We start from the raw sequence: 18,286 nt of genomic DNA, 5'->3' as shown, positions 1-18,286 counted from the left end.
AAATATATCACATATACAACTTAAGATTAATGGCTAAACTTAGCTACAGTGTTATTTACAATATAATAAAGGAATCACAATATATGAGAATAGAACATATTGCAATTTGGGTGAAAGATATTGAACTAATGAAAGATTTTTATTGTAAATACTTTAATGCAAAACCAAATGATAAATATATAAACCCCATAAAAGGCTTTTCTTCTTATTTCTTATCTTTTGAATCTGGAGCAAGATTAGAAATTATGCACTCAAAAAACATGAACAATTTAAGTCTCGATAATACAGAAAGATTTGGTTTAATTCATCTTGCTATATCAGTAGGATCTAAAGAAAAAGTAGATCAACTAACAGAACAACTAAAGAATGATGGTTTCAAAATTACAGGAGAACCTAGAATCACAGGCGATGGATATTATGAAAGCTGTGTACTTGACCCAGAACAAAATTTAATAGAAATTACAACTTAACAAAAAATCGTTATACCAAAAATCAAAACCCACTATAAATTAATCTTTTTTGTTTTTATGTTTTTTACCACCATGGACTTTACATTTCTTTAAATCATCTTTTGAATTGGCTTTTTCTACACAGGCTTGTTTTTCTTGCAACATTTTAAGAATTTGTTGCTTTACCTGTTGATTATCTACATTTGTATTCGAATTTGTTGCACTATCTGCAGCAAAAACAAGTACTGGAGAAGCCAATAGTAATATTAATAACCTTTTTTTCATATCTTGCTCCCTAAACTATCAAAAATGAAAAGAATTATAGATTGAATATAGCACACATAAACATCAAGATTAATAATTAAACTATATAAAGAACCTAAATAGCAAACCTTTGGATAGTTACATAGCCCCACTCAGAATCATACTCGAAAGATTCGATAAAATCCAGGCAGACCAACTCTTTCACAACCCTACGCCAAAATCTAGTCGCATAGTCTGCTCCTTGAATCTGTCTAATCTGCCAATTGCCTTTATTCCTTAAAAAAATGTCTTTAGCAAAATCAATTCCAATTCTATTACGTCTATAGCTTGGTAAAATAAAAAACTCTGCAACATCAAGACATTCTTCGAGCTCCTTGATTACCATAAAACCCACTGGCAAGTTATCTATATATACAAGATAACCTATCACACCACCTTTAATAGGCGTTTGGATAACATATAAACCATTAGAATCTGGTTTTTCACCTGTTAAAGGAGCAAACTCACACTCGTAGAGTTGAACTAGATTTTCGTATATGTGATTATTTTGAGAGGTTATTTTTATGATTTTCATAACAACTATCAATATTCAAAAGATATAAATTCATATTATCAAATTGTCGTAATATACACTAGTAACGAGGAAAACTATCCTTTTTTGATTTCAGCAATCTTAGCTTTCCACAGCTTAGGACCTTGCTGATGCGCTGAAACACCAAGAGAGTCTACAGCAACAGTTACTGGCATATCTTCTACTTCAAACTCATAAATAGCTTCCATACCAAGATCTTCAAAAGCGACAACTTCCGCTTTCTTGATTGATTTAGAGATTAGGTAAGCAGCGCCACCTACTCCCATAAAATAAACAGCCTTATTTTTTGCAATAGAGTCAATAGTAGCCTGACCTCTTTCTGATTTACCAATCATACCAGCAACACCAGCTTTCTCTAACATAAATGGTGTAAATTTATCCATACGCGTAGCTGTAGTAGGACCAGCAGGGCCAACAACTTCATCACCAACTGGATCAACAGGACCTACATAATAGATAAATCTACCTTTAAGATCTACAGAGAACTCTTCGCCAGCATTATACATATCCTGTAAACGCTTATGCGCCGCATCACGACCAGTCAAGATCTTACCTGTCAATAAAACATTATCACCAGATCTAAGAGCTTCAATTTCTTCTTTAGTAACTGTATCAAGATTGATTTTCTTAACATCATCATTTTGTGCTTGCTCGATTACTGGCCAATCTTCGATCTTAGGTGCTGGTAAATCAACAGCCCCAGAACCATCTAATGTGAAATGCACATGACGAGTAGCTGCACAGTTAGGAATAAGAGCTACAGGCTTACATGCTGCGTGAGTTGGGTATTCATTAACCTTAACATCAAGCACGGTTGTCAAACCACCAAGACCTTGAGCACCTATACCAAGAGCATTGACACGATTATAAATATCTAATCTTAGTTGCTCAGTCTCATTTTGAGGACCATTTTTGATGATATCTTGCATATTAATCTCTTCACCTAGAGATTCTTTTGCAAGAAGCATAGCTTTCTCAGCTGTACCACCAATTCCGATACCAATAATTCCTGGTGGGCACCAACCCGCTCCCATCTGTGGAAGCATCTCTTCTACCCAGTCGATAATGCTATCACTAGGATTTAAAACTTTAAATTTTGACTTAAACTCAGATCCACCACCTTTTGCAGCGATATCAATCTCAATCTTATCACCATGAACCAAATCAATATGTACAATTGCTGGCGTATTATCTTTTGTGTTTTTTCTAGCTCCATGAGGTGGAAAAACCATAGATGCTCTCAAAGGATTATGTGGATCATTATAGCCACGACGCACTCCCTCATTAACAAGCTCTGTAATTGTTCTATCAGTTTTATCAAGCTTAGCATCCATACCAACTTTTACAAACGCACACACCATACCTGTATCTTGACAGATTGGACGCTTACCCATAGCAGACATTCTTGAATTGATAAGAATCTGTGCCATCGCGTCTTTTGCTGGCTTTGATTCCTCACGTTGGTACGCTTCATACATTGCATCAATAAAATCTTTCGGGTGATAATATGAAATATACTGCAATGCTTCTGCAACACTATTTATTAGATCTTCTGTCTTGATAACAGCCATTAGCTAATCCTCTTGTTTTTAAATACAATATTCACCTTTATTATACCAATATTAGCGAATGTTTTTTAAGTTTATAATCTTATTATATCCATTTGCTATAGTTCTTAAAGCAACCAAGTAAGCCTCAAATATTTATGATTAGCACATATGAGAAACTACTTACACAAAAAAACACTAAGCCAACGATAACTCCATTAATAACTTTATCTTTCTTAGATTTAAGTGCTCCTTTCCTAACACTTTGCTTATACAAAGTCCTAACAACTACCATCGTAGCTATCAAACCAATTAAAATTGAAACCACACTAGCCAATAACATAATAATCACACATCCACGTAATTCACTCTTTGCTCAAACCACTTATCTACCAATTTCTTTTTTAGATGTGGATATTCACTTTCTACTATAGCTGTAGCACTAGATATTTTATCATAATTATCATAATACTCATTTATATCAAAAGTCTTAAATGTTGACACTCCTGACTGCTCTTTACCTAAGATATCTCCCGCTCCGCGTATCTCGAGATCTTTCTCAGCCAAATAAAAACCATCTTGCGACTCTCTTACAAGCGATAGTCTTTTCTTGCCAACTTCACTTATCCTATCACTATAAAGCAGTATACAATAACTCTCCTTTGCCCCTCTACCAACTCTTCCTCTTAGCTGATGAAGCTGAGATATACCTAATCTTTCGGCATTATCGATAATCATAATACTCGCATTTGGCACATCTACCCCAACCTCAATCACTGTAGTGGCAACCAATACCTTGTACTTTTTGGCTTTAAAATCACTCATCTCTTGTATTTTATCTTTTGATTTCATGCTGCCGTATACAAGACCTACATTTTCCTGTCCTAAAGCTTCTGCTAGTTCTTTATGTAAAGTTTTGACATCCTGTAAAAAGTCCATATTTTCAGACTCTTCAACCAAAGGACAAACCCAATATACTTGTTCGCCACGAGATACTGCTTCTTTAACTTTAGCTATCAAACTTTGTTTTTTAGCTCTGTTTAAGACTGTCGTTACTATAGGTTTACGATTAGGCGGTAACTCATCAAGTATTGATAATTGCAAATTTCCATACAGAGTCATCGCTAGAGTTCTAGGAATAGGTGTAGCTGAAATTATGAGCTGATGAGGCACCAAATGCCTATCACTTAGAGATGATTTATTAATTAAAGCTAAACGCTGCTCGACACCAAACCTATGTTGCTCATCAACAACTACCAAACCCAAATTACAATACTCAACACGCTCTTGAAACACAGCATGAGTTCCGACAATAACACAATCTTTTTTAGACTTAATAACCTCTAAACTTTCTCTAGTTTGCTTTGCAGTTAACTTACCTAATAGTGGTACAACCTCAATATCCAAATCTGCCATATATGATGCAAAAAAACTATAATGTTGCTCAGCCAAAATCTCTGTAGGCGCCATCACAACTGCTTGGTATCCAGACTTAACTGCAGTATATACAGCCATAGCTGCCACAATTGTTTTACCAGCGCCAACATCACCTTGCAGAAGCCTTATCATTGCACTTGATTGACTTATATCCGCTAAAATCTCTGTCATTGTACGTTGCTGAGCTTGGGTTAATTGATAAGGTAACTTTTTATAAAATTCATTTTGCTGAGACTCTTCTAAAGACAATCTTGGAGCACTACTATTTATTATGCTTTTACGAATACTCTCCTCAGCAAGTTTGTAGGCAAGCATTTCTTCAAACTTTATAGAAGATCTAGCAATATTTATAAATCTGTCATCTATAGAATCTGTAAGAGCATGGACATAATACAAGGCATCACTAAAACTCATCAAACCAAATCCACGCAACAGCTGTCTTGGTAAAATATCTGCAACACTTTTACTTTTAAGGCAAGATAAAATTATTCTAGACACCACTTTATCAGAGACCTTTTTTAACCGATAAACTGGTGAAAACTCTTTTTTGATAGCACATACACCATCTTTTATAACCGCCCATTCTGGATGAACCATTTGTGGACTCAAAGATAAATCGACTTTACCATAGCAACGCACATATTCAGCATTTTCAAGTACAACTATTTGATTAGGGTAAAATTTAAACATTACAATAGTACAAATTCCAGTCTCATCATTTACTACAAAGCGTAAGAATTTCTTACCAAACTTCTTGTATGTTAAATTAGTTATTCTACCCTCAATGAGATACTTCTTATCTGCCACCAAAGAACTTATGGAGCTAACAAAACGAGTATCTTTGTACTCTTTAGGGAAGATTGTCAAAAGGTCATCCGGATTATACAGATTATATTTAGCTAGCACTTTAATAGTTGCCTCACCAACACCTTTGACTTCATTAAATTGCATAAACTTTTAAACTAGAAAGTCGACTAAACTGAATTTTAACATCTCAAAAGTTAAATTAACAATTCAATTGCTAATAGTACCATTTATTGTTAAATTTGAATAAGCAATTTATAACTAAAAAATATAAACATCATGAAGAGAAAATTACTAATTACTATTTCAATCGCATCAATTTTAGGATTAACTGCTTGTGGTCAAACTGGAGCCTTATACTTACCAGATGAAAAGAATGCAAGCTCAGGTTCTACAATTGCCACTTCAGGCTCTAGCATGATGAACAAATCAAAACAACAAAGTTCATCATCAAGCAACAGCGATGACAAAATAAATAATGACCCAAACACCCCACCAAGATACGTTAATCCAACTCTAGCCGAGGGATATGAAGGAGAAACTAATTTCACCTATAACAATAATATTCAAGACTCTGCTCAAGCAGGAGGAATGCCTCTTGTATAAACATTAAAGCTTATAATCAAAAATAAACAGTAAAACTTATTTATATTACTAGTTTACTTTTTGGACAAAAAATAATAAAATCATCGAGATATTGTATAAAAATAATAAATAAATTTGCCCAGGGAGGGTTTCTAGATGTCTAAAGTTTGTATAGTTACAGGTAAAAGACCTGCTACTGGTAATAATGTTTCTCACGCACAAAACAAAACAAGAAGAAGATTTTTACCTAATCTTCACACTCATAGATTTTGGGTTGAGAGTGAAAATAAGTATATCAAGCTAAAGGTTAGCTCAAAAGGTATGAGAATTATTGATAAAAAAGGTATTGATGCCGTTCTTGCTGACCTAAGAGCTCAAGGTCACAAAATTTAATTAAGCTTTGTATAAAGAGGAATAAGAAAAATGAGAGAAAAGATTAGATTAGTATCTTCTGCTAAGACTGGACACTTCTACACTACTACTAAAAATAAAAGAGAAATGCCAAACAAAATGGAAATTAAAAAGTTTGATCCTGTAGTTCGCAAACATGTAATGTATAAAGAAGCTAAAATCAAATAGAAATAATATATTCTTAAACTTTTAAGGCCTTACACATGAAGCAAGCTTTTCATTTTAAAGGTGGTAACTATACTATCAGTGCCATTAATATTAATGTAACTGAAATTACACAGATTGAGAGTTTACTCAACTCAAAACTCTCGCAATCACCATCTTTTTTCCAAAACACTCCTTTTGCGATTGATATTCGCGATATAGATAAAAGTGAAAAGTGTTCTCTCAATTTTTTAGAGAAAGTTATAGAATCATTCAAAAACAATGGTATGGTTCCAATAGGCTTTGTGGTTGATAACAAAGAGATAAAAACCCAACTAGCCAAGTCTGGTCACAATATTCTTAAAAGTGGTAAAGCCAAAGAAGCAGCTATTGATGAGGCTAAACAATCCTATTCAACAAAAATAATTACCTCTCCTGTGCGTACTGGTCAGTCTATTAATGCCCGAGATGCAGATGTGATTGTCACGGCAAATGTTAATAATGGTGCTGAGATTATAGCCGATGGTAGTATTATTGTATATGGCAGGGTTGGTGGTAGAGTAATTGCTGGCAGCTCAGGAAACAAAGATGCTAAAATAGTATGTAAAGACCTAAAAGCAGAATTAGTCTCTATCGCAGGAAAATATGTTACACTCAACAATGAAAGTATACCTGTTGATAGTTCCAAAACTGATGGGTATATAGTATATCTACAAGATGATAAAATCCATATAGAAGGTTTTTAAAGTAATTAAAAATAAGAGGCTTAAACTTAAATGAGTGAAAAAAAACAAGGTAAGGTTTTCGTAGTTACTTCAGGTAAAGGCGGCGTTGGTAAAACAACTTCTAGTGCAGCTATTGCATACGCTTTCGCAAGAAGAAACCTTAAAACAGTTGTTATTGATTTCGATGTTGGTTTAAGAAACCTCGATCTTATTATGGGTTGTGAAAGAAGAGTTGTTTATGACTTGATAAATGTTGTAAGAGAAGAAGCTACTATAAACCAAGCTATTATCAAAGATAAGAGAATTGATAACTTATATCTTATACCTGCTTCACAAACTAGAGATAAAGATGCTCTTACTGAGGAAGGTGTAGATAGAGTAGTCGAAGAATTAAAACAGTCTTTCGATATAATTATTTGTGACTCGCCAGCAGGTATTGAAAAAGGTTCTTTAATGGCTATGAGATGTGCAGATGCTGCAATTATAGTAACTAACCCAGAGGTTTCATCTGTAAGAGACTCTGATAGAATATTAGGAATGCTATCTAGCAAAACTCTAAAGGCACAAAAAGAAGGGGAGTTTAAAGAAATTCATCTACTTCTGAATAGATATGATTCAGCTAGAGCAAAAGCTGGAGCAATGCTAAGGGCTGAGGATGTTAGTGAGATACTATATACTCCTATCGTAGGAATAATTCCAGAATCTAAAGATATTCTAGAAGCTTCAAATAGTGGCCATCCCGTAACTCATCTTGACGATACTATAGCTGCCAAAGCATTCTTTGATGCAGTAGATAGAATTCTTGGTAAAGATATACCAATGAGATACACAGAGCAAAAAACTGGTTTCTTTAAAAAATTAATAGGTAAATCGTAACTATGTTAGCTAAACTTTTTGGATTAGGCAAAAAACAACAGAGTGCCTCTTTAGCAAAAGAAAGACTTCAAATCATTGTTGCACATCAAAGAAATGAGTTGCATCCAAGATCTTCAAAAATCAGTAGTCATCTACTCGCTGAACTTAAAGATGAAATCATTGAAGTTGTTAAAAAATATGTCGCTTTATCCGAAGATAATATTCGTGACATTGATATAAAAGTTGAAGATAGTAGCAAGAATTCAACAATAGAAGTTAATATTCCTTTTAATTAGTCTATTATTTTATAATGAGTAATATTGAGTTTAGGAATGTTTCCTTTTATAGAGATGAGCGCTGTATTTATGATGATATTTCATTCTTAATACCATCTAATAAAATAACTACAATCTTAGGACCATCCGGAGCTGGGAAAACAACTATCTTACAACTCATTGCAGGGCTAATAAAACCTAATTCAGGTGATATATATATTGATAATTCTGTTATCAGCAAAAGCACACGAGAGAAACAATTAGCCCAACTACGCAAGAAAATGGGGTTTCTCTTTCAATCAGGGGCTCTTTTTACACATCTAAGTGTCTATGATAATATTGCTTTCCCGCTACGAAAAAATACAAACCTTAGTGAAGAATTAGTTCATAATATCGTTTTACTAAAACTTCAAGCTGTTAGGCTAGCACACACAATTGATATGATGCCAAGTGAACTATCTGGAGGAATGGCACGCAGAGTTGCGCTTGCAAGATCAATAGCTATGGATCCTGACATCATGATGTATGATGAGCCATTCACAGGTCAAGACCCAGCCTCTTTTAACAAATTATTAGAACTTATTTCTACACTAAATGAATCATTAGGAATGACTTCTTTAATTGTCTCTCATGATATACAAGAGTCATTAAGTATCTCTGATCATATTATTATAGTAGGTAACAAAAAAGTCATAGCTAGCGATACGCCTGAAAATATAAAAAATAGTAAAGATAAGCAAATACAAGACTTCTTGGCTGGTAGACCTCTAGAAAATAGAGATAAAAAATCAGTAGATAAAAACTTCTTTTACAATGAGATTTTAAGGTGAACCATGTTAGCTTTTAGTAATATATATAAACTTACAATCTCTCTATCGTATAACTTGTTAAGATCTGTTGATCTTATATTAAGAATAATTTTCAGTAAACTAAACATAAGAGATTGCATAACACAGATAAAAGCTGTTGGTGTAAACTCTATTATTATTATAGTTACATCTGGAATTTTTATAGGACTAGTATTAAGTCTACAAGGCTATTATACACTATCAAAATTTGGAGCTCACTCACTACTAGGTGTAATGGTTGCTTTAAGTGTTCTAAGAGAACTTGGTCCTGTAGTTACTGCTATGCTTTTTGCTGGACGAGCTTGTAGCTCGATCACATCTGAAATTGGATTGATGAAAGCAACAGATCAAATCAATAGCTTAAAAGTTATGAATGTTAATCCTATTAGTTTTATACTATCCACAAGATTTTGGGCATGTGTAATTAGCGGACCAATCTTAGCACTTATCTTTGCAACTGTTGCAATACTTGCTGGGTTCGTACTTGCAGAGGCTGGATTAGGAATCAGTTATGGGGAATTCTGGAGCAATATCCAATCATCTGTTACAATTTCAGATATTACAAACGGTATTATTAAGAGCCTTGTTTTTGCATTTATAACTGCATGGATAGCGCTATACCAAGGCTACTACTGTATCGCTGACTCAAATGGTATTGCTAAAGCTACTACAAAAACTGTTGTATACTGCTGTATGAGTGTCTTAGGTGCAGATCTGATTTTAACATCGATTATGTTTGGAGGAATTTAATGAGGAACAAACATTTTGAAACCTCTGTAGGAATTTTTATTATTATAGGTGTTTTATGCCTTGTATTTTTAACATTTAAGGTAAGTGGAACTTCTTTTAAATCATTTGGATCAAACGAATACACAATTGAAGCAGATTTTAAAAATGTAGGATCCCTACGCACAAATGCCTCTGTAAAAATTGCTGGTGTAGAAGTAGGTAGAGTTACAAAAATTTCATTAGAAAAAACTTATAACGGCTTTATGGCTGCAGTCACTATCACAATAAATAGCGATAAGAAAATTCCTGCCAACTACTCTGCTGCAGTAGCAATGTCAGGCATTTTAGGAGATAACTATGTTGCACTAACTCCACCTAGTGAAGATATAATGTCTATAGCAGGTATTGGTGATACTGAAAGTAACTCTAAGCAAGATAAGTACTTACATCAAGGCAGTGTAATAGAACTTGAAAACACGCAATCTGCTTTAGATCTAGGATCATTAATAAACACCTTTGTAGCAGGAAAGGATGACGATAAAGGCAAGTGATAAGATTTGCTACTTTAAAATATATTATTTTTGTATTAAAATCTACGCTGGTAAATTAAATCTAGGAAAACTGACTATGCTACGTAAAATTTCAATTTTATTTATGATTATGGTGTTAACTATATCAAGTGCTTGGGCTATAGAGAACCCAGTTGATATGCTCAACAGAACTATAGTAAAAACTCAAGATAAGCTAATCAAGAATGCTGAAGAGTACAAGCAAGACCCTTATAAATTGTTACGTCTTGTCGATGCAGAAATTATTCCAATAGTTGCACCCAAAGTAATTGCTCAGCTTGTAGTTGGCACACCAAAATGGAAACAAGCAACTCCAGAGGAACAAAAACAATTTATACGTTCAGCAACAGAGATGTTAGCATTTATGTATGCCAAAAATGTGGCATACGCAGGCAAATACAAGTTAACACTATTCCCGTTCAACAAGGATGACAATAGTTGGGAGAAAAAACCTATAGTTGTAGTAAATGGTAAAATTACTAACATTGATAACAATCAAAGCTCTGACTTTGCAGTGAAAATGTTCCAAAAAGATAATCAATGGCATATATATGACTTTGATGTTGCAGGTGTAAGTATTCTAAGAACATACCAACAACAATTTGCAGCCTATAAAACTGTTCCAGAAATGACAGAAGCCGCTAAAAAAGTTACTCAAAAAATTAAAGAAAAGACATATCCAAAACTTTTGGACAAGAACTATAATCTTCAAAGTATAGAATGATAACAATAAATAATAATAAATGGATTATAGAATCAGAATTGACTCTAAAAACAGTTTCACAACTCTATAAGACATACAAAAAGGATCTAACTAAGCTAGACATTATATGGATTATCGATTTTTCACCATGTACAAAAATTGATAGTTCCGGTTTATCACTCATAATTGAATATATAAAATATGCCAAAAGAAATAGTATACAACTAAAGCTAGAAAACATTGATCAGAAAACATTTTCTCTAGCTAAAGTTCACGGCGCAGATACTATACTAGAAGAGTACTTAATTTAGTAATATTGGGAGAAAATATGACAAAAGAACAACTTAAAGACATTTTAGAAAACTCACTAACAAACTGTAACGCTGACATTCAAAGCGATGACAATGTACATTTCTCAGCGACTATAATTGCCGATGATTTTAACGATATGAAAAGTAAAGTTAAAAGACAGCAGTTAGTTTATTCTAAAATAAATGAATATATTCTTTCTGGCGAGCTTCATGCCATTGCAATGAAAACTATTGCTACAGATGAAGCTAAGTAATATTTATTACACCCGCTCTTAAAAACTTAAGTCAAAGCCAATATTCCTCTATACTTAAATCCTAATAATCTTACTATACTAAAAGATTAATGACAGACCATTATAAAGAGAGCAATGAACTTATCGTTTTAGCAGCACCAATTTCAAATTATTATAAAAAATTTAAAAAACAAATAATTAGCTTTCAGATAGAATATGCCAAGAAGATTTTAGCTAGTAAAGATGATGTTATCATACTTACTAATAAGCCTAATATGTCTACATATAGCGAGTCATTAGGTAAAAATCGAGTATTAGATTTCCCAATGCATGATATATGGATGCGAGACTTTACGATAACAAACCCTCATAAACCTATCATGTTTAGATACACTGCTGCTGGACAGGGAGTATCGAAAAATGCACAAAAGCTTGCTGACAATACTCAATATCAATTTCTTAAATTAGCAAACAAATCTAAACTTTCCTTTATCAAAACCGGTCTACTAAATGATGGCGGAAATCTAGTTGATAACTATTATGGTGATGCCATTCTTAGTAAGAAATTTCTTGTTGATAATAAATTAAATATTTCACAAGCAACGAAGAAACTCTTAGCTCTTGGTTTTGATAGAGTCGCATTTATAGAGCCTGATGAGCCATATGGCTTACAACATTCTGATGGAATAATAAGTTTTATCAATAAAGATAACGTTATAATTAATACTTATCAAGATAGGAGATACACAACCAAACTAAAATCTGATATATCTAATGCTTTACCTAATGTTAATATCTCAGAGATAGTTACTTCACATTGTGAATCTACTACTTACGACAAAAATTTTGGATCAGCGTTTGGGCTATATGTAAATATGCTAGTCACTAATAATAACATATATCTTCCACAGTATGATATTGACACCGACATGGTAGCTATAAGCCAGATGGAGAAGATTACTACAAAAAATATAATCCCTATTAACTGCGCTGAAATTTCTAAGCTTGGAGGATCAGTTAGATGTATGTCTCTGCAGTTAAAAGGCGAGAATAGAGATAAACTTATGACATTAGCAGAAAAATCTCTATGACTGTGAAGAATTAACCTTGCTCTGCAAGAGTTTGTATAGTCGAAGCTGGTGAATCTGCATCGCCTGGCAGATCTGCCTTAGCATCATTAATTTTAGTTTGAAGCTTTTCAGACTCTGTTTCGATAGTGTCATCTTTATCAACATTAGCCAAATCAAGAGCACTACTATCAGTTGAGTAACTTTGATCGAAGGCCTCTTGAACTTGAGTAGCTTTATTAACCGTACCAATATTACTTTTGAATATAACTGGTGGCTCTGAAGACTTAGTCGCAGCAGACCCTGTGCTAGCAATCTTACCTTCTACATTCTCACTATCCATTCCTAGTACACCTAATACAGCCATATCTGTCTGAAGTGCCGCATCGTCTTTACGTAAATCTTGCTTAAGAACCTTAGCTATGCCATAGTCATAACTTTGTAAATAAGCATTCCTCATTGCTATATATGGATCTACAGATACTTCTTTCAAATTCGAATAAGAAGGTAAGTATGATACACCTTGGTTTACATAATATGTACCAGTCGTACCAACACTTACACCCCAAGAAATAGCTGGTGCAACAGGGGCAAAGAAGAATATATATGTTAATGGGTTAAATAGTGCATCAACACCTGTTGTAACATCCTCTAATGTACCTGGACCAATCAGAGGCCACACTACATAAGGAGATGCTTCATTATCATCATACACACCCCATTTATGTAAAGTAACAGCGAAGCTTTGATGATATCTCATTGGCTTATCAAACCAGCTATCAGCAACATCAAAATAACCAGCTAAACCTAAAGTAGTATTTGTTAAAAATCTCACACTATCATCACCTGCATAATCTATTTCACCTTGGAATAAATCATTCACGATTCTTGCTGGCTCTGCTAAGTTTTGGAATATATTGAATATACCACTCTTGAATGAATCTGGAACAACAGTATCATACGCATTTGCTGCTGGAGTCAAAGTATCGTAAGCTTTGTCATTAAAAGCATACATAGATCTGTTATAGCTCTCAAAAGGATCTCTATTATCTTTAGTTGCTTTCATACTAGAACAACTACCTAAAGTTACTCCAATGACAGATAGCATTAAAATATTTTTAACATTAAATTTCATTAAAATTAATCTCTTATTTCAGGTTGGCAAAAATATACAGAGCCTATTATAGTAAATTAACTCCAAAAACTCTAATAAAAATTTTCTTAGATATTATATCTTTGGTATTATTTAAAAAATATATACATAATAAAAGAATATTAACTATGAGTAATATTGATAGTAATGAAGTTGATAAATTTTCTCGTTTAGCTAGTGATTGGTGGAATCCAAAAGGTGAACTAAAAACTCTACACCAGGTGAATCCCCTAAGATTAGAGTTTATAAAAAAATTTACTAATCTGAGTAATGAAAAAATAATTGATGTTGGTTGTGGCGGAGGAATTCTAACTGAATCTTTGAAGAATCAGACAAATAATGTTTGTGGATTAGATGCTTCCTCACAAGCTATTAATGTGGCTAAAGAGCATGCAAAACTAAATAATCTTGAAATAGAATATATAAGTTCCACTATTGAAGATTTTATTACCAATAATGATACTCAATTTGATGTTATAACTTGTATGGAAATGTTAGAACATGTCCCAGATCCTGAAAGCATTATTGCCTCTATTTCAAAGCTTATCAAAAAAGATGGACTATTTTTTGCATCAACACTAAATAGAAATATTAAGTCTTATCTATTATCTATAGTTGCTGCTGAACACATCTTAAAAATGGTACCTCAGGGAACACACCAATACGCTAAATTTATTAAACCTTATGAGCTTATAAAAACAGCTGAAAATTATGGTTTTAGTGCTCTGGAAATAATCGGCGTACACTACAATCCTATAACTGACAGTTTTAAACTTGGTAAAGGTACTGATGTTAATTATATTGTCGCATTCAAAAAGGTATAAATATGCAGTATAACTATTTTAACTATCCTAATGAGAAACTGCCTCCATATGGGTCTGTGATGTACTTTGCATATCGTAAATTAGATACTGATAAACAACAAATACTTTATTTACTAGATCAGATAAAGTCTCAAATTATTTCATGCACAGAGCTATATAATAATTTAGAGATTGCCAATGAAAAAATGAATTGGTGGCTAAAAGAGGTAAATAACTTAAATAATGATAAAAATATTTCGTCTCCTCAACTAAAAAGATTAGCTGAAGTTTTTGATGCTAAAATTTTATACAAACATTTAGCAGATGATATAGGTACATCTATAGATAGTAGTAGCGCTACAGAGAGAGATTTTAATCAGCACATATCTAATAATTTTTTGGGTATAGAAACTTTGAAAGCTACATATCTAAATGATTTTGCAGCAATTGATGAATCTTTGATTAGACAAGTTAATATTAATAATGAAATAATAAGACATATTTTCTGTATGCCTAAACATTTTTATAATCAAATTTCTTTTGATAATAAGATTGCACCAACTATAACTAAAGATGATTTTAGAAATATAGCTAATCAATGGTTGCAACATTACAAAAAGATAAGCCTGAGCAAAAAGCTTAAGCCATTAGAGAAAATCAACAATATCCATTATAAAATGGTAAAAAAATATATTAAGAAAGTTGATAATCCCTTTAGAGAGACATTACACTTTTCTCCATTAAATTTACTATTTTACTCAATTTAAAGATAGTGCTAGATGACACCCAAATATAAACTACTCTTACTCTTTTCATACTTACTTAGCATAAATCTAGCAACTGCAATCCCATCAACCTACCCTTATACAGGGTCTACAGAACAACCAGACTTCAAGTATGATAAAAATCTAAGCCCCCATGTTAGTAACTATGGTCCACTCTATAATCAACAATATCAACCTATTAAAACAAACTCTTCTCCTTATCAAGTCAACCTTCAAGGTCAAAATAGTCTAGCAGGATTTTATACTGGTATTAGCAAAAACTTTACCTTCTAATTTTTCAGTTTACCAAATAACTCTATTGCTAAATAGCTCCATTAAAGTGTATATTCTAAATTACCTGTGTATTTTTTAAAAATAGGAAAACTTATAATGGGGACGATTAATTCGAAGAAAATGTCACTAATGAGTGCGGTACTTATAGGAGTGACATCAATGGTTGGCTCTGGATGGTTATTTAGTGCCCAACTTACAGCAAAAGCAGCAGGAAACTGGGCTTTCTTAGCTTGGGTACTAGCATCAATTATGATTATGATGGTTGGTCTATGTCTAGCTAAAGTTGTTTCTGTATTTCCAGTAAGGGGTGCTACTACAAGATCAAGCGCCCTCTCTCATAATAGCCTTTTTGCTATGCCTTTCTCATTTGCTAACTGGTTTGGTGTTGTAGTTATGATTTCTACAGAGGCTCAAGCAACTACCCAATATTTGGCCGGGCTAAAAAGTTTTAGCTGGTTGATGGACGGCGGAGTAATCTCTACTTATGGAATGATATTATCATTATTTATTCTTTTTCTTTATCTGATTATCAACTTCTACGGTGTAAAACTATTATCAAGTGTTAACAATGGTATAACCATATTTAAGATGACAGTACCTGCAATTATAGTTTTTATATTTATCATCTACGCATTTACACATAGTGGCGAACATCATAGCTTACTATCCCCAGAAATACCTAATAATAATTTCACAGCCTACAATGCTCTTACTGCAATTGTCGCTGGTGGACTTGTATATACATTTAATGGCTTCCAAATAGTCGTTGCCTACAGTAGTGAAATCAAAAATCCTTCTAGAAATGTTCCTATTGCAATAATATTATCACTAACAATAGTTTTAATACTCTATATTGCTTTACAATATGCCTTTATGGAGGCTGTACCTCATAGCTACCTTATAGAAAAAGGTGGTTGGGCAGGACTAGATTTTGAGTCTCCTTTACTACAGGTTGCGACAATGATAGGACTAGGATATATTGCAGTACTGCTAATCATTGATAGTATTGTTAGCCCTTCTGCAACTGGCTATAGTTATCTTGGTGCTTCTTCTAGAATGTTATATGCAATGTCTGCTGAAGGTCAAATGCCAAGATTTTTTGCGAAAATAAATCAAAAAGTTAATATTTCGAGAAGATCACTGATTGCTAACTTTATTTTATGTGCAGTATTCTTAATGTTTGCTGATAACTGGGCTGCTTTGATGCTATTTGTCACGGGTTTCAATATTATAGGTTATATGGCGGCTCCTGTTAGTATGGGCGCTATTGCTCCTAAACTAAGAATATTCGGCCTAGTTGTATTTGTACTTTTAACTCTTCTATTAAATACTGTTGATATCCTGTCAAATATTTATCTTGGTGTAATTCTCGCTGTACTGGTTATTATATTCTGCTTTTTTGAATATAAACGTGTCGGTATCAAAACTCTAATGATACTAGTACTTCCTTTTATAATATTTATATGTGCCACAGCTCCTATTGAGAACTATATAGTTAATGCTATTGTGGGGGCTATATTCTATATTATAGTTACTGATAAGCGTTATGTTGCATATTGTAAAGAAACAGCTAATAAAGATAATATTGTTGAAGATTAAAATATCTCAATTATCTAACTAAAATCCTCATCTTACCTAGCTTGTTATAAGCGAACATTTTAGCTAAACTCTAGGTCAAATTAATATTTTGAATATCTAAAAAATGTTAGTAGATAAGCTAATTAACCTTAAAACAGCTATAGATGTAGTTAATGATAATAAAAACAGCTCTTTTGGTTACGCTATAAAGAATGCTAAAGGACAAGTAATAACTTGTAATCGCATGTTCTTAGAGTGCACAGGAGTGGCTAGTTTGAAAGAGCTACAGGGTCTATCAGATCAAGATATAGACCTGTGGAAAGATGATGTCTATGACTATGCTATAGGAGAGAAGATATCGATTGATTCAAAATCATATTATCTTTCGACTGAATCTCTAGCAAATCAAACAAGTATTGAACCAATAACAATTCTAACAGAGAAGATTCCATTTTATGATGAAGATGGTAAAAACTATATTTTGGTCAGAATTAAGACTCTAGAAAATAATGATTTAACCAAATGTAGAATTTACACGCTCAATGATGCTCCAATAATTGAGTTTAAATATTATTTTGAAACATTGAAATTCACATCTAAAGAATACCGTATTCTTAAATATCTAATTGAACACAACCTAGAATATAGCCAAATAGCAAAACTGATGAATTATACTCCTAGTTCGATAAAAGCTTGTATTTCAAAGATGTATGACAATCTTAATATATATTCTAAAGACTATAGAAAGCTAAACTTTTTACGCTCATTATTAAAATATATGTTCCTACCAGAGCTAAATAAGGAAATTTCAAAAATTATAAGATTTTAATTTTAAACAAAAAAACTAGGGAATAAAAATGAATCAATCTACACAGTCAAATAATAACCCTGTTACTAATTTTCTAAAAAAATTTATAAGCTTTGAGAATTTTATTACACCAACGATTATCGTTTTTATTTTTTGGCTTAGTATTATTGGAGTGTGTTTAAGCGGTTTAGCAGCTATATTTTCGGGTTATATTTTATCCGGTATTCTAGAGATTATTTTTGGTTCAATTTTCGCTAAAATTTTTTGTGAAATACTTATGGTACTTTTTAAGATTAACGATAGTCTCAAAGAAATTGCAAAAAACACTCGTAAATAAT

The 18,286-nt window shown here is 32.8% G+C and carries 26 protein-coding genes; 20 read left to right on the top strand and 6 right to left on the bottom strand.

The annotated features are described in order from the left end of the window. The first annotated feature begins 83 nt into the window (after positions 1-83). Positions 84-470 (top strand): VOC family protein, encoded by a 387-nt coding sequence (locus F7308_RS01800; RefSeq protein WP_013922142.1) that lies wholly within the window; start codon positions 84-86, stop codon positions 468-470. Between the two features lie 39 nt (positions 471-509). Here the strand turns inward: F7308_RS01800 and F7308_RS01795 are convergent, their stop codons facing one another. The 5 genes from F7308_RS01795 to F7308_RS01775 all read right to left on the bottom strand — a co-directional run bounded on the left by F7308_RS01795 (position 510) and on the right by F7308_RS01775 (position 5,240). Then, positions 510-734 carry a hypothetical protein gene (locus F7308_RS01795; protein WP_013922141.1) on the bottom strand — a complete coding sequence of 75 codons (225 nt, stop codon included), beginning with the start codon at positions 732-734 and terminating at the stop codon, positions 510-512. 94 nt (positions 735-828) lie between these two features. After that, positions 829-1,287 (bottom strand): hypothetical protein, encoded by a 459-nt coding sequence (locus tag F7308_RS01790; RefSeq protein ID WP_013922140.1) that lies wholly within the window; start codon positions 1,285-1,287, stop codon positions 829-831. 74 nt (positions 1,288-1,361) lie between these two features. Continuing rightward, complete coding sequence (locus F7308_RS01785) at positions 1,362-2,876, bottom strand: fumarate hydratase (RefSeq protein WP_013922139.1); 1,515 nt, start codon at positions 2,874-2,876, stop codon at positions 1,362-1,364. A gap of 124 nt (positions 2,877-3,000) precedes the next feature. Beyond that, positions 3,001-3,195, bottom strand: a complete 195-nt coding sequence (locus F7308_RS01780) for a hypothetical protein (protein WP_013922138.1) — start codon at positions 3,193-3,195, stop codon at positions 3,001-3,003. Positions 3,196-3,200: 5 nt separating this feature from the next. Then, on the bottom strand, positions 3,201-5,240 hold the full coding sequence (locus tag F7308_RS01775) for an ATP-dependent DNA helicase RecG (protein ID WP_013922137.1): 2,040 nt from the start codon (positions 5,238-5,240) through the stop codon (positions 3,201-3,203). A 132-nt stretch (positions 5,241-5,372) separates the two neighbouring features. On the opposite strand from F7308_RS01775, the gene lptM reads away from it, so the two are divergent. The 13 genes from lptM to F7308_RS01710 all read left to right on the top strand — a co-directional run bounded on the left by lptM (position 5,373) and on the right by F7308_RS01710 (position 12,572). Then, a complete protein-coding gene (gene lptM / locus F7308_RS01770; RefSeq protein WP_013922136.1) occupies positions 5,373-5,699 on the top strand; it encodes an LPS translocon maturation chaperone LptM in 327 nt (108 codons plus the stop codon). 135 nt (positions 5,700-5,834) lie between these two features. After that, positions 5,835-6,071, top strand: coding sequence for a 50S ribosomal protein L28 (gene rpmB, locus F7308_RS01765; RefSeq protein ID WP_013922135.1), 237 nt, complete (start codon positions 5,835-5,837; stop codon positions 6,069-6,071). Between the two features lie 30 nt (positions 6,072-6,101). Continuing rightward, a complete protein-coding gene (gene rpmG / locus F7308_RS01760; RefSeq protein ID WP_004286519.1) occupies positions 6,102-6,257 on the top strand; it encodes a 50S ribosomal protein L33 in 156 nt (51 codons plus the stop codon). Positions 6,258-6,292: 35 nt separating this feature from the next. Then, positions 6,293-6,979: a septum site-determining protein MinC gene (gene minC / locus F7308_RS01755; protein ID WP_013922134.1), complete on the top strand. Its 687-nt coding sequence runs from the start codon at positions 6,293-6,295 to the stop codon at positions 6,977-6,979. A 30-nt stretch (positions 6,980-7,009) separates the two neighbouring features. Next, entirely contained in the window at positions 7,010-7,834 is an 825-nt protein-coding gene (minD, locus tag F7308_RS01750; protein ID WP_013922133.1) for a septum site-determining protein MinD, read from the top strand. 2 nt (positions 7,835-7,836) lie between these two features. Beyond that, positions 7,837-8,109 carry a cell division topological specificity factor MinE gene (gene minE / locus F7308_RS01745; RefSeq protein ID WP_012279974.1) on the top strand — a complete coding sequence of 91 codons (273 nt, stop codon included), beginning with the start codon at positions 7,837-7,839 and terminating at the stop codon, positions 8,107-8,109. Between the two features lie 14 nt (positions 8,110-8,123). Continuing rightward, entirely contained in the window at positions 8,124-8,918 is a 795-nt protein-coding gene (locus F7308_RS01740; RefSeq protein ID WP_013922132.1) for an ABC transporter ATP-binding protein, read from the top strand. Between the two features lie 3 nt (positions 8,919-8,921). Further along, positions 8,922-9,686: an MlaE family lipid ABC transporter permease subunit gene (locus F7308_RS01735; RefSeq protein ID WP_013922131.1), complete on the top strand. Its 765-nt coding sequence runs from the start codon at positions 8,922-8,924 to the stop codon at positions 9,684-9,686. Then, the gene (mlaD, locus tag F7308_RS01730) at positions 9,686-10,216 is read left to right on the top strand and encodes an outer membrane lipid asymmetry maintenance protein MlaD (protein WP_013922130.1); all 531 of its coding nucleotides are present in this window, start codon (positions 9,686-9,688) and stop codon (positions 10,214-10,216) included. The genes F7308_RS01735 and mlaD overlap by 1 nt, the downstream gene beginning before the upstream one ends. Before the next feature lie 76 nt (positions 10,217-10,292). Continuing rightward, on the top strand, positions 10,293-10,958 hold the full coding sequence (locus F7308_RS01725) for an MlaC/ttg2D family ABC transporter substrate-binding protein (RefSeq protein WP_013922129.1): 666 nt from the start codon (positions 10,293-10,295) through the stop codon (positions 10,956-10,958). Then, positions 10,955-11,248, top strand: a complete 294-nt coding sequence (locus F7308_RS01720; RefSeq protein WP_013922128.1) for an STAS domain-containing protein — start codon at positions 10,955-10,957, stop codon at positions 11,246-11,248. The genes F7308_RS01725 and F7308_RS01720 overlap by 4 nt, the downstream gene beginning before the upstream one ends. Before the next feature lie 17 nt (positions 11,249-11,265). Further along, positions 11,266-11,502, top strand: a complete 237-nt coding sequence (locus F7308_RS01715; protein ID WP_013922127.1) for a BolA/IbaG family iron-sulfur metabolism protein — start codon at positions 11,266-11,268, stop codon at positions 11,500-11,502. A gap of 89 nt (positions 11,503-11,591) precedes the next feature. Continuing rightward, the gene (locus F7308_RS01710; RefSeq protein ID WP_013922126.1) at positions 11,592-12,572 is read left to right on the top strand and encodes an agmatine deiminase family protein; all 981 of its coding nucleotides are present in this window, start codon (positions 11,592-11,594) and stop codon (positions 12,570-12,572) included. Positions 12,573-12,582: 10 nt separating this feature from the next. Here the strand turns inward: F7308_RS01710 and F7308_RS01705 are convergent, their stop codons facing one another. Next, positions 12,583-13,683, bottom strand: coding sequence for an MlaA family lipoprotein (locus F7308_RS01705; protein WP_013922125.1), 1,101 nt, complete (start codon positions 13,681-13,683; stop codon positions 12,583-12,585). Positions 13,684-13,829: 146 nt separating this feature from the next. Here F7308_RS01705 and ubiG point away from each other — a divergent pair, with 146 nt between their 5' ends. The 6 genes from ubiG (at position 13,830) to F7308_RS01675 (ending at position 18,285) form a co-directional block, all read left to right on the top strand. Continuing rightward, positions 13,830-14,525: a bifunctional 2-polyprenyl-6-hydroxyphenol methylase/3-demethylubiquinol 3-O-methyltransferase UbiG gene (gene ubiG / locus F7308_RS01700; RefSeq protein WP_041263588.1), complete on the top strand. Its 696-nt coding sequence runs from the start codon at positions 13,830-13,832 to the stop codon at positions 14,523-14,525. Between the two features lie 2 nt (positions 14,526-14,527). Next, entirely contained in the window at positions 14,528-15,271 is a 744-nt protein-coding gene (locus F7308_RS01695) for a hypothetical protein (RefSeq protein ID WP_013922123.1), read from the top strand. A 12-nt stretch (positions 15,272-15,283) separates the two neighbouring features. Then, a complete protein-coding gene (locus F7308_RS01690; protein WP_041263587.1) occupies positions 15,284-15,562 on the top strand; it encodes a hypothetical protein in 279 nt (92 codons plus the stop codon). Positions 15,563-15,658: 96 nt separating this feature from the next. Next, on the top strand, positions 15,659-17,161 hold the full coding sequence (locus F7308_RS01685) for an APC family permease (protein ID WP_041263586.1): 1,503 nt from the start codon (positions 15,659-15,661) through the stop codon (positions 17,159-17,161). Between the two features lie 103 nt (positions 17,162-17,264). Next, positions 17,265-17,969, top strand: coding sequence for a hypothetical protein (locus F7308_RS01680; protein ID WP_013922121.1), 705 nt, complete (start codon positions 17,265-17,267; stop codon positions 17,967-17,969). Positions 17,970-17,997: 28 nt separating this feature from the next. After that, positions 17,998-18,285: a DUF4282 domain-containing protein gene (locus tag F7308_RS01675; protein WP_013922120.1), complete on the top strand. Its 288-nt coding sequence runs from the start codon at positions 17,998-18,000 to the stop codon at positions 18,283-18,285. Position 18,286: the final 1 nt, after the last annotated feature.

Source organism: Francisella salina (assembly GCF_000219045.1).
In the GTDB taxonomy this organism is placed as follows: domain Bacteria; phylum Pseudomonadota; class Gammaproteobacteria; order Francisellales; family Francisellaceae; genus Francisella; species Francisella salimarina.
Note: the sequence above shows the minus strand (reverse complement) of the source record. Positions and strands in the feature narration are given on the sequence as shown.

Bases quoted from the DNA above. Each gene is read 5' to 3' on its own strand.
- F7308_RS01800 (WP_013922142.1), top strand. From the start codon at position 84: ATGAGAATAGAACATATTGCAATTTGGGTGAAAGATATTGAACTAATG.
- F7308_RS01795 (WP_013922141.1), bottom strand. From the start codon at position 734: ATGAAAAAAAGGTTATTAATATTACTATTGGCTTCTCCAGTACTTGTT.
- F7308_RS01790 (WP_013922140.1), bottom strand. From the start codon at position 1,287: ATGAAAATCATAAAAATAACCTCTCAAAATAATCACATATACGAAAAT.
- F7308_RS01785 (WP_013922139.1), bottom strand. From the start codon at position 2,876: ATGGCTGTTATCAAGACAGAAGATCTAATAAATAGTGTTGCAGAAGCA.
- F7308_RS01780 (WP_013922138.1), bottom strand. From the start codon at position 3,195: ATGTTATTGGCTAGTGTGGTTTCAATTTTAATTGGTTTGATAGCTACG.
- F7308_RS01775 (WP_013922137.1), bottom strand. From the start codon at position 5,240: ATGCAATTTAATGAAGTCAAAGGTGTTGGTGAGGCAACTATTAAAGTG.
- lptM (WP_013922136.1), top strand. From the start codon at position 5,373: ATGAAGAGAAAATTACTAATTACTATTTCAATCGCATCAATTTTAGGA.
- rpmB (WP_013922135.1), top strand. From the start codon at position 5,835: ATGTCTAAAGTTTGTATAGTTACAGGTAAAAGACCTGCTACTGGTAAT.
- rpmG (WP_004286519.1), top strand. From the start codon at position 6,102: ATGAGAGAAAAGATTAGATTAGTATCTTCTGCTAAGACTGGACACTTC.
- minC (WP_013922134.1), top strand. From the start codon at position 6,293: ATGAAGCAAGCTTTTCATTTTAAAGGTGGTAACTATACTATCAGTGCC.
- minD (WP_013922133.1), top strand. From the start codon at position 7,010: ATGAGTGAAAAAAAACAAGGTAAGGTTTTCGTAGTTACTTCAGGTAAA.
- minE (WP_012279974.1), top strand. From the start codon at position 7,837: ATGTTAGCTAAACTTTTTGGATTAGGCAAAAAACAACAGAGTGCCTCT.
- F7308_RS01740 (WP_013922132.1), top strand. From the start codon at position 8,124: ATGAGTAATATTGAGTTTAGGAATGTTTCCTTTTATAGAGATGAGCGC.
- F7308_RS01735 (WP_013922131.1), top strand. From the start codon at position 8,922: ATGTTAGCTTTTAGTAATATATATAAACTTACAATCTCTCTATCGTAT.
- mlaD (WP_013922130.1), top strand. From the start codon at position 9,686: ATGAGGAACAAACATTTTGAAACCTCTGTAGGAATTTTTATTATTATA.
- F7308_RS01725 (WP_013922129.1), top strand. From the start codon at position 10,293: ATGCTACGTAAAATTTCAATTTTATTTATGATTATGGTGTTAACTATA.
- F7308_RS01720 (WP_013922128.1), top strand. From the start codon at position 10,955: ATGATAACAATAAATAATAATAAATGGATTATAGAATCAGAATTGACT.
- F7308_RS01715 (WP_013922127.1), top strand. From the start codon at position 11,266: ATGACAAAAGAACAACTTAAAGACATTTTAGAAAACTCACTAACAAAC.
- F7308_RS01710 (WP_013922126.1), top strand. From the start codon at position 11,592: ATGACAGACCATTATAAAGAGAGCAATGAACTTATCGTTTTAGCAGCA.
- F7308_RS01705 (WP_013922125.1), bottom strand. From the start codon at position 13,683: ATGAAATTTAATGTTAAAAATATTTTAATGCTATCTGTCATTGGAGTA.
- ubiG (WP_041263588.1), top strand. From the start codon at position 13,830: ATGAGTAATATTGATAGTAATGAAGTTGATAAATTTTCTCGTTTAGCT.
- F7308_RS01695 (WP_013922123.1), top strand. From the start codon at position 14,528: ATGCAGTATAACTATTTTAACTATCCTAATGAGAAACTGCCTCCATAT.
- F7308_RS01690 (WP_041263587.1), top strand. From the start codon at position 15,284: ATGACACCCAAATATAAACTACTCTTACTCTTTTCATACTTACTTAGC.
- F7308_RS01685 (WP_041263586.1), top strand. From the start codon at position 15,659: ATGGGGACGATTAATTCGAAGAAAATGTCACTAATGAGTGCGGTACTT.
- F7308_RS01680 (WP_013922121.1), top strand. From the start codon at position 17,265: ATGTTAGTAGATAAGCTAATTAACCTTAAAACAGCTATAGATGTAGTT.
- F7308_RS01675 (WP_013922120.1), top strand. From the start codon at position 17,998: ATGAATCAATCTACACAGTCAAATAATAACCCTGTTACTAATTTTCTA.